The 13376-nt window shown below is 56.4% G+C and carries 11 protein-coding genes, 2 tRNA genes and 1 rRNA gene; 3 read left to right on the top strand and 11 right to left on the bottom strand.

The features are described 5' to 3' along the window. Positions 1-511: 511 nt before the first annotated feature. Positions 512-1987 (bottom strand): ketol-acid reductoisomerase, encoded by a 1476-nt coding sequence (gene ilvC, locus F3I47_RS17460; RefSeq protein ID WP_150030146.1) that lies wholly within the window; start codon positions 1985-1987, stop codon positions 512-514. Positions 1988-2148: 161 nt separating this feature from the next. On the opposite strand from ilvC, the gene ilvY reads away from it, so the two are divergent. Further along, positions 2149-3030 carry an HTH-type transcriptional activator IlvY gene (gene ilvY / locus F3I47_RS17455; RefSeq protein ID WP_009087982.1) on the top strand — a complete coding sequence of 294 codons (882 nt, stop codon included), beginning with the start codon at positions 2149-2151 and terminating at the stop codon, positions 3028-3030. Here ilvY and ilvA read toward each other — a convergent pair whose 3' ends face one another. The 6 genes from ilvA to ilvL all read right to left on the bottom strand — a co-directional run bounded on the left by ilvA (position 3031) and on the right by ilvL (position 9591). Further along, positions 3031-4578, bottom strand: a complete 1548-nt coding sequence (gene ilvA, locus F3I47_RS17450) for a threonine ammonia-lyase, biosynthetic (protein ID WP_150030147.1) — start codon at positions 4576-4578, stop codon at positions 3031-3033. Positions 4579-4580: 2 nt separating this feature from the next. Then, a complete protein-coding gene (ilvD, locus tag F3I47_RS17445; protein WP_009087985.1) occupies positions 4581-6431 on the bottom strand; it encodes a dihydroxy-acid dehydratase in 1851 nt (616 codons plus the stop codon). Positions 6432-6493: 62 nt separating this feature from the next. Continuing rightward, positions 6494-7423, bottom strand: a complete 930-nt coding sequence (locus F3I47_RS17440) for a branched-chain amino acid transaminase (protein ID WP_009087986.1) — start codon at positions 7421-7423, stop codon at positions 6494-6496. A gap of 18 nt (positions 7424-7441) precedes the next feature. Continuing rightward, the gene (ilvM, locus tag F3I47_RS17435) at positions 7442-7699 is read right to left on the bottom strand and encodes an acetolactate synthase 2 small subunit (protein ID WP_008926359.1); all 258 of its coding nucleotides are present in this window, start codon (positions 7697-7699) and stop codon (positions 7442-7444) included. Next, the gene (gene ilvG, locus F3I47_RS17430; protein ID WP_009087987.1) at positions 7696-9342 is read right to left on the bottom strand and encodes an acetolactate synthase 2 catalytic subunit; all 1647 of its coding nucleotides are present in this window, start codon (positions 9340-9342) and stop codon (positions 7696-7698) included. Before ilvG ends, ilvM begins: the two co-directional genes overlap by 4 nt. Before the next feature lie 150 nt (positions 9343-9492). After that, positions 9493-9591, bottom strand: a complete 99-nt coding sequence (gene ilvL / locus F3I47_RS17425) for an ilv operon leader peptide (RefSeq protein WP_072101316.1) — start codon at positions 9589-9591, stop codon at positions 9493-9495. 330 nt (positions 9592-9921) lie between these two features. On the opposite strand from ilvL, the gene F3I47_RS17420 reads away from it, so the two are divergent. Continuing rightward, positions 9922-11442, top strand: a complete 1521-nt coding sequence (locus F3I47_RS17420) for a YifB family Mg chelatase-like AAA ATPase (protein WP_150030148.1) — start codon at positions 9922-9924, stop codon at positions 11440-11442. Between the two features lie 24 nt (positions 11443-11466). On the opposite strand, the gene F3I47_RS17415 is transcribed toward F3I47_RS17420, so the two are convergent. Further along, a complete protein-coding gene (locus F3I47_RS17415; RefSeq protein ID WP_009087989.1) occupies positions 11467-11805 on the bottom strand; it encodes a DUF413 domain-containing protein in 339 nt (112 codons plus the stop codon). 120 nt (positions 11806-11925) lie between these two features. On the opposite strand from F3I47_RS17415, the gene hdfR reads away from it, so the two are divergent. Continuing rightward, the gene (gene hdfR / locus F3I47_RS17410) at positions 11926-12759 is read left to right on the top strand and encodes an HTH-type transcriptional regulator HdfR (RefSeq protein WP_140925589.1); all 834 of its coding nucleotides are present in this window, start codon (positions 11926-11928) and stop codon (positions 12757-12759) included. 119 nt (positions 12760-12878) lie between these two features. Here the strand turns inward: hdfR and F3I47_RS17405 are convergent. The 3 genes from F3I47_RS17405 to rrf form a co-directional block, all read right to left on the bottom strand. Beyond that, positions 12879-12954: transfer RNA gene (locus tag F3I47_RS17405), tRNA-Trp, on the bottom strand. 8 nt (positions 12955-12962) lie between these two features. Beyond that, positions 12963-13039, bottom strand: a tRNA-Asp gene (locus tag F3I47_RS17400). 99 nt (positions 13040-13138) lie between these two features. After that, positions 13139-13254, bottom strand: a 5S ribosomal RNA gene (rrf, locus tag F3I47_RS17395). Positions 13255-13376: the final 122 nt, after the last annotated feature.

The following is a 13376-nucleotide window of genomic DNA, read 5'->3' as shown; positions in this document are numbered from 1 at the left end:
CAGGCTCAGGGAGCATACGCCCTCCGCAAAGACGCAAAAGACGCCATCCGTGGCGGGCTCAGCGCGGGCCATCCCTGGCCCGCTATGCTTTGGCTACAGGCGTATGCTCCCATCGCTTTAAGTTGGCTGTCTGTTTGAAGATCCTTCATCGTGCTAATGGGCAGGGTTATTCTGGCAGCAATGCAGAAGCTTAAGGGCACAGGGAACACGGGCAGAAGAGGAAAGCGTCCCGCCGCCCGGATAAAAACGCCGGGAGCGTTTTTGAACAACGCAACGCGTTGGCCCGTTTACGGGCGCACCTCAGGGATGAGGTGCGTAATCGCGCGGGCCGAGCGGCCAGGGATTGGCTTAAGCGCTTTCCGATCTGACCGTGTTGCCTGTGCAGGCTCGGTCTCACAGCGAAGCAGGCAGTGCAGGCACCGTTCCACCAGCGAACTTCTCAGGCAGTGTTCACAAACAAAAAACCCCGGCAAGCCGGGGTTTGTTTTGATGAAAACGGGGGTGCCGCTTATCAGCCTGCGACAGCGATACGCTTCATGTCGGTCATGTAGCCACGCAGTTTGCGGCCCACGATTTCAATCGGATGCTGGCGAACCGCTTCGTTGACGTCACGCAGCTGCGCGTTGTCTACCTGCGTTCCCTCAGTGGCTTTACCCAGGTCGCCTGGCTGCAGCGTGGTCATGAACTCTTTCAGCAGCGGTACAGCGGCGAAGGAGAACAGGTAGTTACCATATTCGGCGGTATCAGAGATAACCACGTTCATTTCGTACAGACGCTTACGGGCAATGGTGTTAGCAATCAGCGGCAGCTCGTGCAGGGATTCATAGTAAGCAGACTCTTCGATGATGCCCGCATCAACCATGGTTTCAAACGCCAGCTCCACGCCCGCTTTGACCATGGCGACCATGACGACACCTTTGTCGTAGTACTCCTGCTCGTCGATCTTACCTTCAAACTGCGGCGCATTTTCGAACGCAGTTTTACCGGTCTCTTCACGCCAGGTGAGCAGGTTTTTGTCGTCGTTCGCCCAGTCGGCCATCATACCGGAAGAGAATTCACCCGAGATGATGTCATCCATGTGCTTCTGGAACAGCGGAGCCATGATGGTTTTCAGCTGCTCAGACAGCGCGTATGCACGGATTTTTGCCGGATTAGAGAGGCGATCCATCATCAGGGTGATGCCGCCGAACTTCAGCGATTCGGTGATGGTTTCCCAGCCGAACTGAATCAGTTTTTCGGTGTAAGCCGCGTCATGACCTTCCGCCACCAGCTTGTCGAAGCAGAGCAGTGAACCCGCCTGCAGCATGCCACACAGAATGGTCTGCTCACCCATCAGGTCAGATTTGACTTCTGCCACGAAAGAGGATTCCAGCACGCCAGCACGATCGCCACCGGTTGCGGCTGCCCAGGCTTTAGCAATCGCCATGCCTTCGCCTTTTGGATCATTTTCCGGGTGAACGGCGATCAGGGTCGGAACACCGAAGCCACGCTTATACTCTTCACGCACTTCTGTACCCGGACACTTCGGTGCCACCATGACGACGGTGATATCTTTACGAATGCTCTCGCCCACTTCAACGATGTTGAAGCCGTGTGAGTAGCCCAGCGCAGCGCCATCTTTCATCAGCGGCTGAACAGCCTGAACCACCGCAGAGTGCTGTTTGTCTGGCGTCAGGTTTACCACCAGGTCCGCCTGCGGGATCAGCTCTTCGTAGGTTCCCACTTTGAAACCGTTATCGGTCGCTTTGCGCCATGAAGGGCGTTTCTCAGCAATCGCTTCAGCACGCAGTGCATAGGCGACATCCAGACCGGAATCACGCATGTTCAGACCCTGGTTCAGGCCCTGTGCGCCACAGCCAACGATAACGACTTTTTTGCCCTTCAGGAAACTCGCACCATCTGCGAACTCATTGCGCGCCATGAAACGACATTTGCCTAATTGCGCCAGCTGATTGCGCAGATTCAGTGTGTTGAAATAGTTAGCCATGGGTACTCCGGTAAGTTGTGTTTGCTTTTTTTGTTCAGGAACGGCGTGTCATGCAGCGCCGCGAATGACCCCATCATATGACAGGAATTCTGTTGCTTAAATTGATATATTAACAACGTCACATTGCAATAAATGCAACACCACCCAGAGGCGACGCGCACATGGATTTACGGGATCTGAAACTGTTTCTTCATCTGGCAGAAAGCTGCCACTTCGGGCGCAGCGCGCGTGCTATGCACGTCAGCCCTTCCACGCTGTCACGCCAGATCCAGCGGCTTGAAGAGGATGTCGGCCATGCGCTGTTTCTGCGTGATAACCGTACCGTCACGCTGACGGAGGCGGGCGAACGCCTGCGTCAGTTTGCCCAGCAGACGCTGCTGCAGTATCAGCAACTGCGTCATGTCATGGATCTCAATGGTCCGTCACTCAGCGGCGAGCTGCGGCTGTTCTGCTCGGTAACGGCGGCCTACAGCCATCTGCCGCCCATCCTCGACCGCTTTCGCGCCGAACATCCACAGGTGGAAATTAAACTGAATACCGGCGATGCCGCAGATGCGCTGGAAAAAGTTCACTCCGGTGATGCCGATCTGGCGATTGCCGGACGCCCTGAAACGCTGCCAGCCAGCATTGATTTTATGCCACTGGGGCTGATCCCGCTGGTCCTGATTGCGCCCGCCTTACCCTGTGCCGTTCGCACTCAGGCTACACAGCCACAGCCAGACTGGGCACAGATTCCGTTTATTCTGCCGGACCAGGGCCCGGCACGGCGGCGTATCGATCTCTGGTTCCGCCGCCATCGCATTCCTAACCCGCTGATTTACGCCACGGTGTCGGGGCATGAAGCGATTGTCTCGATGGTGGCGCTGGGATGTGGCATTGCGTTGCTGCCGCATGTGGTGCTGGAAAACAGCCCGGAACCGGTGCGTAACCGCGTGATGATGCTGGAAAATGTTGAATCGGTCGCGCCGTTTGAACTCGGCATCTGCGTACAAAAAAAGCGGCTCGGTGAGCCGCTGATCAGTGCCTTCTGGAGCCAGCTGTAATCAGTTGCCTGACAGGAAGAAGCGGAACGCCGGGTTCTGGCTTTCATCATGAAAGTCATAGCCCAGATCGGTGAGATGCTCTTCGAAACGCGGCTCATCGCTGCCCAGTTCAAAGGCCGCCAGCACGCGGCCATAATCAGTGCCGTGGCTGCGGTAGTGAAACAGCGAGATATTCCAGTGCGTGCCAAGCGTCTGCAGAAACTTCAGCAACGCGCCGGGTGCCTCCGGAAATTCAAAGCTGAAAAGCCGTTCACGCAGCGGTTTGGAAGGTCGTCCGCCCACCATGTAACGCACGTGCAGCTTTGCCATCTCATCATCAGAGAGATCGACCACCTGATAGCCGCCGTGGGTCAGTTCGCTGATAATCTCGCTGCGCTCCTCGACGCCACGGGTCAGCCTGACACCAACAAAGATGCAGGCTTTATCCGCGTCAGCGTAGCGGTAATTGAACTCCGTGATGGCACGCCCGCCCAGCGTCTGGCAGAAGCGTAAAAAGCTCCCCTGCTGTTCCGGGATGGTCACAGCCAGCAGCGCCTCACGCTGTTCGCCCAGCTCGCAGCGCTCAGAGACGTATCGCAGGCCGTGAAAATTGACGTTGGCCCCGGATAAGACATGCGCCAGCCGTTCGCCTTTGATCTCATGCTGCTGGATATACTTCTTCATGCCCGCCAGCGCCAGCGCCCCGGAAGGCTCCGCCACGGCACGGACATCTTCGAACAGGTCCTTCATTGCTGCGCAGATGGCATCGCTGTCGACGGTGATGATGTCATCGATGTAGGCCTGACAGAGCCGGAAGGTTTCGCTGCCGATACGCTTCACAGCCACGCCTTCGGCAAACAGCCCGACGCGGGGCAGATCGACCGGCTGACCCGCCTCCAGCGCCGCCTTCAGACAGGCTGAATCTTCTGACTCCACCGCAATCACTTTGATTTGCGGCATCAGCTGTTTAATCAGCACCGCCACACCGGCTGCCAGACCGCCCCCGCCAACCGGGACAAAGACCCGATCCAGATGCGCATCCTGTTGCAGCAACTCCATCGCCAGCGTGCCCTGTCCGGCAATCACTGCCGGATGGTCAAACGGTGGCACGAAGGTGTAGCCGCGCTGTTCCGACAGTTCGATCGCTTTAGCTTTCGCCTCATCAAAGTTGGCACCAAACAGGTAAGCCTCACCGCCAAACGCGCGCACCGCATCTACCTTGATATCGGCTGTCGCCAGCGGCATCACGATCAGTGACTTAATGCCCAGCTTGCTGGCGGAGAGTGCCACGCCCTGTGCATGGTTACCGGCGGAGGCCGTTACCACGCCGCGCGCTTTCTGCTCTTCGTTCAGGCCGGCAATCATCGCGTAAGCACCGCGCAGCTTGAAGCTGTGCACCGGCTGGCGATCCTCCCGCTTCACCAGAATGGTGTTGCCAAGACGCGATGAGATTTTTTCCATCTTCTGCAGCGGCGTTACCTGTGCGACTTCGTACACCGGTGAACGCAACACCGCGCGCAAATACTCGGCGCCGCAGGGTGCGTCGGGTAGCGGTTGAGACTCGGCCATGGTCAGCCTCCCAGCTTGCTCTTGTCGCGGACAGCGCCTTTATCAGCACTGGTCGCAAGTGAGGCGTAAGCACGCAGCGCGAACGAGACTTCACGCTGACGATTGATCGGCGTATAGGCCGCATCGCCACGTGCCTGCTGCTCTTCGCGGCGGGCGTGCAGTTCGTTATCCGGCACGGCAAGTCTGATGCCGCGGTTCGGGATGTCGATCTCAATGGTGTCGCCATCTTTCACCAGCGCAATGGTGCCGCCGTTTGCCGCTTCAGGTGAGGCGTGACCGATAGAGAGACCGGAGGTGCCGCCAGAGAAACGACCGTCGGTGATCAGGGCGCAGCTTTTGCCCAGTCCCATCGATTTCAGATAGGTGGTCGGATAGAGCATCTCCTGCATACCCGGCCCGCCTTTTGGCCCTTCGTAGCGGATAACGACCACGTCGCCCGCCACCACTTTGCCGCCCAGGATCGCTTCAACAGCATCATCCTGACTTTCGTAGACTTTAGCCGGGCCGGTGAAGGTCAGGATCTCTTTGTCTACGCCTGCGGTTTTAACGATACAGCCATCTTCTGCGATGTTGCCGTAAAGTACGGCCAGACCACCATCCTGCGAATAGGCGTTTTCGCGGGTACGGATACAGCCTTCAGCACGGTCATCATCCAGCGTGTCCCAGCGGCAGCTCTGCGAGAATGCCTGGGTGGTACGGATGCCCGCCGGACCGGCACGGAACATCTCTTTTACCGCCTGATCGCTGGTCAGCATGATGTCGTACTGATCCAGCGTTTCACGCATCGTCTGCTGCAGGATATTTCGGGCGCTGCTGTCGAACAGACCTGCGCGATCCAGCTCGCCGAGAATCGCGTAGACACCACCCGCGCGATGCACATCTTCCATGTGGTATTTCGGGGTACTTGGCGCGACTTTACAGAGCTGAGGGACTTTGCGTGACAGGCGATCGATGTCAGAGATATTGAAGTCGATATCGCCTTCCTGCGCGGCTGCCAGCAGGTGCAGTACGGTATTAGTGGAACCGCCCATGGCGATATCCAGCGTCATGGCGTTTTCGAAAGCGGCCTTGTTGGCGATGCTCCGCGGCAGCACGTTGACGTCATCCTGTTCATAGTAACGTTTGGTCAGGCTGACGATGCGCTTACCGGCGTTGATGAACAGCTCTTTACGATCGGCGTGGGTGGCCAGCAGGGAGCCGTTGCCTGGCTGCGACAGGCCGAGTGCTTCGGTCAGGCAGTTCATTGAGTTCGCGGTAAACATGCCTGAGCAGGAGCCGCAGGTCGGACAGGCAGAGCGTTCGATCTGCTCACTGTCGGCGTCGCTGACGTTCGGGTTGGCACCCTGAATCATCGCATCCACCAGATCCAGCTTGATGATCTGGTCAGAAAGCTTGGTTTTACCGGCTTCCATCGGTCCGCCTGAAACGAAGATCACCGGGATATTGAGGCGCAGTGACGCCATCAGCATCCCCGGCGTGATTTTGTCGCAGTTGGAGATACAGACCATGGCGTCGGCGCAGTGTGCGTTCACCATGTACTCGACCGAGTCAGCAATCAGTTCGCGCGAAGGCAGTGAATACAGCATGCCGCCATGACCCATGGCAATACCGTCATCCACCGCGATCGTGTTGAACTCTTTAGCCACACCGCCTGATGCTTCGATCTGCTCGGCGACCAGTTTACCAAGGTCACGCAGGTGAACGTGGCCCGGGACAAATTGGGTGAATGAGTTAACCACAGCGATAATCGGCTTACCGAAATCGTCATCGGTCATTCCTGTCGCGCGCCATAAGGCACGGGCACCCGCCATATTACGGCCGTGGGTGGTGGTGGCGGAACGGTACTTAGGCATGCTCTATTTACTCCAGTAAGAAAAAGCTCGCGGACGTCAGATGACGTCCGCGCTGTATCTGATTATGGATTAACCGGATCTAACCAGCCCCATTTGTCTTCGGTTTCGCCGGTGAACAGACCAAAGAAGGCCTGCTGGATGCGTTTGGTCACCGGACCACATTTGCCTTCGCCCACCTGAATGCGGTCAACGCTGCGCACCGGGGTAATTTCTGCAGCGGTACCAGACATAAACACTTCATCAGCCAGATAGAGGGATTCACGCGACAGGGTCTGCTCGCGCACTTCAATGCCCATATCACGCGCCAGGGTGATGATGGCATCGCGGGTAATGCCCGGCAGAGCTGAAGAGGTGAATGGCGGGGTAAAGAGCACGCCATCTTTCACTTCAAACAGGTTTTCGCCCGCACCTTCTGAGATCAGGCCATTGGTATCCAGCGCGATACCTTCCTGATAGCCGTGACGACGGGCTTCGCTGCCCACCAGCAGTGAGGAGAGATAGTTACCGCCCGCTTTTGCGGCAGTTGGCAGGGTATTCGGCGCCACACGGCTCCAGGAGGAGACCATAGCATCAATGCCGTTTTCCAGAGCTTCCGCACCCAGGTACGCGCCCCACGGGAAGGCTGCAATGATCACGTCGGTGGTAAAGCCATCTGGCGGGTTCACGCCCAGGCCCACATCGCCCACGAAGGCCAGCGGACGGATATAAGCACTTTTCAGTTTGTTCACGCGGATGACTTCGCGGCACGCTTCCATCAGCTCATCAACGCTGCTTTTAATCGGGAAACGGTAGATTTTGGCGGAGTCGTGCAGACGTTGCATGTGTTCACGGTGGCGGAACACAACCGGTCCTTTGTGAGAGTCGTAGCAGCGGACGCCTTCAAACACCGACGTGCCATAGTGCAACGCGTGGGACATGACGCTGACCTTCGCCTCTTCCCACTTAACCATCTCGCCATTGAACCAAATAAAGTCTGCTTTCTTCGTGCTCATTGTTATTCCCTCTCGCGGCTAGGCGCGGATTTGTTGTGTTGTCTGTTGTTGAATCTGAACGCATGCAACGTCAATCAATTTACTTAACTGCGAAGACAGTAAATCGACGGAGCGCTGGCTGGCAACGGTCATTTCAATATTAATGTTTTCCGCGTTGGCGACTGAGGCCATGTTCATAGAACAGACCTGAAAACCGCGGTGGCGCACGACGCGTAAAATGCGCTCCAATATTTCAGGGCGGAAGCGGGCTTCGATAGACAATTGATGCTGGTTCATACGGTTTTCTCCATCATGTTTGCATTGCTGGCACCCGGCGGTACCAGTGGCCAGACGTTTTCATGCTCATCAATTGCAACATGCAGGAAGTAAGGACCTTCGCTGTTCAGCAGAGCATCAAGTGCGGCGTCGACCTGATCTTTACGGGTAATGCGCTGGCCGGGAATATTGAAAGCGCTGGCCAGCGTGAGGAAGTCGGGATTGTCAGAGAGATTGGTTTCGCTGTAGCGACCATCGAAGAAGAGCTGCTGCCACTGACGCACCATGCCCAGACGCTGGTTATCCAGCAGCACGATTTTGACCGGCAGCTTTCCGCGCTTAATGGTGCCCAGCTCCTGAATATTCATCATGATTGAGCCGTCGCCCGAGACGCAGATCACCGTATCTTCCGGGCGGGCGACCTGTGCACCGATGGCGGCAGGCAAACCAAAGCCCATCGTGCCTAAGCCACTGGAGGTGATGAAGTTCTCCGGCGCGCTGAAGGCCATATGCTGGGCCGTCCACATCTGGTGCTGTCCGACATCGGTGGTGACCACCGCACTGTCCGGTTTGCGCTCGGAGAGCTGCTTCAGCAGCAGCGGTGCATAGATTGCCTCGCCTGGATGATCGTAGCGCCAGGCATGACTGGCCTTGAGTGCCTTCACCTCGTCGCGCCAGGCGTCGATGTGCAAAGGCTGACTCAGCGCGGGCAGCAGCGCGTTGAGATCGCCCTGCAGTGAGACGTGCGCGCGACGTAACTTATTTAACTCTGCGGGGTCGATGTCGAGATGAATCACGCTGGCGTGCGGCGCGAAGGTATCCAGCTTGCCGGTCACCCGATCGTCAAAACGGGCACCGACCGCAATCAGCAGGTCACACGCCTGAACAGCATAGTTAGCGGCTTTGGTGCCGTGCATCCCCAGCATGCCCAGATAAACCTCGCTCTGCGCATCGACGCTGCCCAGACCTTTCAGGGTCGCAACGGCAGGGATGCCGGTTTCTGCTGCGAATGCACGCAGTGCCGGAACCGCCTGCGCCATGCCCACGCCTCCGCCAACATAGAGCATCGGTTTTCTGGCCTGGGTCATTATTGCCCGCGCCTCGCGGATAGCATGATGCGGCAGCGACTCTTCCTCCTCAACCGAAACCAGATGCGGTGCGGGTTCACCCTGCGCAATCTGAATATCTTTGGGAATATCAACCAGTACCGGACCCGGACGCCCTGACTGCGCCATGGCAAAAGCCTCAGCCATGATAGCGGGCAGCTCATCCAGCGACTCAACCAGGAAGCTATGTTTGGTGCAGGCCAGGGACAGCCCCAGCACGTCGATCTCCTGGAAAGCGTCAGTACCGATAAACGCAGACGAGACCTGACCGGTTACCGCAACGATCGGCACGGAGTCCATCATGGCATCAGCCAGACCGGTGATCAGGTTGGTAGCGCCAGGGCCGGAGGTGGCAATACAGACACCGGTTTTGCCGGTGGAGCGCGCATAGCCAATCGCGGCCATAACCGCACCCTGCTCATGACGGCACAGTAGGTGTTCCACGCCGCCATCGTATAGCGCGTCGTAAACCGGCATGATGGCGCCGCCAGGGTAACCAAATACGGTATCAACACCCTGCGCACGTAAAGCCTGAACTACCCACTGAGCACCTGTCATCGCTATTCTCCTGTGTCCTGACGGGAACAACAGAATTTTATGCTACTGTTCATTGTTTGTTCCTTGCAGATTTACTGATATTTCCCCGGGTCGAAAAAAAACCCCCGGACCTTTCGGTGCGGGGGTTTTTTCGGATTCGAGGCTTGATTTTTAAGCCTTTCTTTCTCCAAGCGTTGCCCCGCACGGTAGGTTAATAACCACCACCACGCTAATCACGACCAGGCTAATCACTTGTAGAAGGGCTTTCATGTGTTGTTCAATTCTTTTACGTGTTCGAAGTAATGCCTACAGAGTTATCATAGTCAGGGGCCATAACACAACTTTTTTTGCAGGTTTTTTTTAGCGCGGGAGATTAAATCCCGTCCTATCGATTTGTAATACAAGTAATAATTACAAGATGATAAATATTCATCACTTTACTGACGTAATGATGTTCTGCTGAATTTACGTGCAGTTTCGCAGCACGATGAGAGTCAGTGAAAGTGACTTCAATTTCTTGTGCAGTGCGTCGGAATCATCAGAAGGCGTACTCGCTTTCCTTTTGGGTGCTGATCAGACTGATGGCAACAAGGAGTGAGTATGTCATTGTCTAAAGTTCTGACCCGCGCAGCATTAGGCGTGGAAGCGCCGCTGGTGACCATTGAGGCTCACATCAGTAATGGCCTGCCTGCACTGACGCTGGTGGGTCTGCCTGAAACCACGGTCAAAGAGGCGCGTGAACGGGTTCGCAGCGCCATTATCAACAGCGGTTTTACCTTCCCGGCCAGACGGGTCACCATCAATCTGGCACCAGCGGATTTACCCAAAGAGGGCGGGCGCTATGACCTGCCCATGGCAATTGCCATTCTGGTCGCCTCAGAGCAGCTTCCTGCGGATAAGCTGTTGCACTTTGAGTTTCTGGGTGAACTGGCGCTGGATGGCGCGCTATGTGCCGTTCAGGGGGCAATTCCTGCGGCCATGATGGCCCTTCAGGCTGGACGACAGCTGGTTCTCTCTGCGGAAAATCAGCGTGACGCCGGGCTGATTCGTGAGGGAGCGTCACTGGTCGCCGCTCACCTCAGTGAGGTCTGCGCTTTTCTCCGTGATACGCTGACATTATCACCGGCTCCCTACCCTGAGCATCAGCATGCCACGCCTGGGGACGATCTCGCGGATATCATCGGTCAGCAGCAGGGGCGCAGAGCACTGGAGATCACCGCGGCGGGCGGGCATAACCTGTTACTGATTGGGCCGCCTGGCACCGGCAAAACGATGCTCGCAACCCGTCTGCCTGGCATCATGCCCGCCTTAAGCGACCAGGAAGCGCTGGAGTGTGCGGCGATAGCCAGCCTGATAAACAGCACTGCCCTGCACCGACAGTGGCGTAGCCGGCCTTTCAGGTCGCCTCATCACAGCGCGTCTCTCTATGCTCTGGTTGGCGGAGGGTCACTGCCGCGGCCCGGAGAGATCTCCCTGGCGCATAATGGCGTGCTGTTTCTGGATGAATTACCGGAATTTGACCGCAGGGTGCTGGATTCACTGCGTGAGCCACTGGAGTCAGGCCTCATCGCCATTTCGCGAGCCCGGGCAAAGGTCACGTTCCCGGCACGGTTTCAGCTGATTGCTGCCATGAATCCCGGGCCAACCGGGCATTATCAGGGACAGCACAATCGCTGCTCGCCTCAGCAGATCCTGCGTTATCTCAGTAAGTTATCAGGTCCGTTTCTGGATCGCTTTGATCTTTCGCTGGAGGTGCCGCTGTTGCCCGGTGGCATGCTCAGTGGCCAGCGACCGGCCGCTGAAAGTTCTGAGCAGGTTCGTCAGCGGGTCGTTGCGGCGCGAGCGATCCAGCTCGCCCGCGCAGGTAAAATTAACGCGCATCTGAATAATGCGGAAATCCTGCGCTGGTGCCAGCCTGAAAAAGAGGATGCCGAATGGCTGGAGTCTGTGCTGGAAAAACTGGGGTTATCTGTGCGAGCCTGGCAGCGAATTTTAAAAGTGGCGCGCACCGTGGCCGATCTGGCCGGAGAGAAAGAGATTACCCGCCTCCATCTGCAGGAGGCGGTCAGCTATCGCGCGATTGATCGATTAATGATCCATCTGCATAACAGCCTGCAATAAAAAAGGGGCTCTCGCCCCTTTCTGTTAATCGTCGCTGTCGCTGTAGTCTTCAACGGTGTCCATCTGCGGCTTACCGCCAGACAGCGTGTGAAAACGCTTAGGACGCTTGATGCGGGTCATATACTTTGACCATACACGCTCAGCTTCCGTCTGCGGCTCACGCACGCCACGACACACTTCGATAAACAAACGTTCTTCTTCTGTTGCAGGCTCACGCTTCGATAAATCCAGCTCATTAAAGGCGAAACCGTGGCGTTCCAGAAGCTGGGCTTCTTTAATAGTAAAGTCACCGTGGCGTGAGAAACCACGCGGGTAATGTTTGTTATCAAAGAAACGATTCTCTGTTAAGAAGCTTTCCGCCATGTTACACGCTCCTGATTCTCTAATGCCGTGCTGTTAATGGCGCGGAGTATTAGATAGGCTTGACAGAGTGTAAAACAAAACATTTAAATCTATACGACAAACAATTTTTGGGAGCGCGTTGTGGATACGGAATTACTGAAAACTTTCCTTGAAGTGAGCAGAACACGTCATTTCGGGCGTGCTGCTGAAGCCCTTTACCTTACGCAATCTGCTGTCAGTTTTCGCATCCGTCAGCTGGAGAATCAGCTCGGCGTTAACCTTTTTACCCGGCATCGCAACAACATACGTCTGACTGCCGCCGGGGAGCGACTGCTTCCTTATGCGGAAAGCCTGATGAGCACCTGGATAATGGCGAAGAAGGAGGTTTCTCATACTGAGCAGCATCATGAGCTCTCGATAGGTGCCAGCGCATCGCTCTGGGAGGCCTATCTGACGCCCTGGCTTCAGACGCTGTATGAGAATCGTGAGAGCCTGCATTTAGAAGCACGCGTGGCGCAGCGGCATCTGCTGGTTAAGCAGCTTCATGAGCGTCAGCTGGATCTGTTGATTACCACTGAAGCGCCTAAGATGGATGAATTAACCAGCCAGCAGATTGGCCATATTTCGCTGGCACTGTTCTGTGCCCGCCAGAGCGAAAAGCGCGAAAAGTATGACTACATCAAGCTGGAGTGGGGAGCCGATTTCCATCAGCATCAGAGCTACCTCTCTGGCGCTGATGATGTGCCGGTGCTGACCACGACATCGGCACATGTTACCCGTGAACTGCTCTACACTACGGGTGCATGCGCGTTTCTGCCAGACTTCTGGCAAAGCGTATACAGTGAACTGATGGTGATGCCGGACGCACCGGTCGCCGTTCGTCCGCTTTATGCGGTCTGGTTGCAGAACAGCGATCAGCAGGCGCATATCCGTCAGCTGCTTAAATTCCCGATTCTGGTCAGGCAAAACAGCTGAATTAGCAGGCAGGCGTGCAGAAAGAAGAGAGATCAGAGACCAGTTAGATTTAGCTGGTTTTTCTTTTTTGCTTTTTTATAAGCAAAAAAAATCCTTTGCCGAAGCAAAGGATCGTTTTCTGGCAGGGGCGGAGGGACTCGAACCCCCAACACCCGGTTTTGGAGACCGGTGCTCTACCAATTGAACTACGCCCCTAAATAGGGTGGCGGAACGGACGGGGCTCGAACCCGCGACCCCCTGCGTGACAGGCAGGTATTCTAACCAACTGAACTACCGCTCCACCGATTCTGTACTGAGGTCCGCTTGCGCTGACTTCAGGTATTTCGCCCGCTCCGCGTCACCGGAGTGGTCACGACCAGCGTACTGGTCTTAAATTGATGCCTGGCAGTTCCCTACTCTCGCATGGGGAGGCCCCACACTACCATCGGCGCTACGGCGTTTCACTTCTGAGTTCGGCATGGGGTCAGGTGGGACCACCGCGCTAAAGCCACCAGGCAAATTCTTTGTGCTCTGTCCTGTGTCTTCTGTGCTGATGCTGCGTTGGCCGCCCTCCCGCTGCTCAGTCACATACGTCAGTATGCTCCTTCACATCGCTCGGTTGCCGCCTTGCCTCAGCG

Source organism: Pantoea sp. M_10, assembly GCF_008631515.1.
GTDB classification, from domain to species: domain Bacteria; phylum Pseudomonadota; class Gammaproteobacteria; order Enterobacterales; family Enterobacteriaceae; genus Pantoea; species Pantoea anthophila.
The sequence above is the reverse complement of the archived record's forward strand: the minus strand, read 5'-3'. Positions and strand labels throughout refer to the sequence as shown.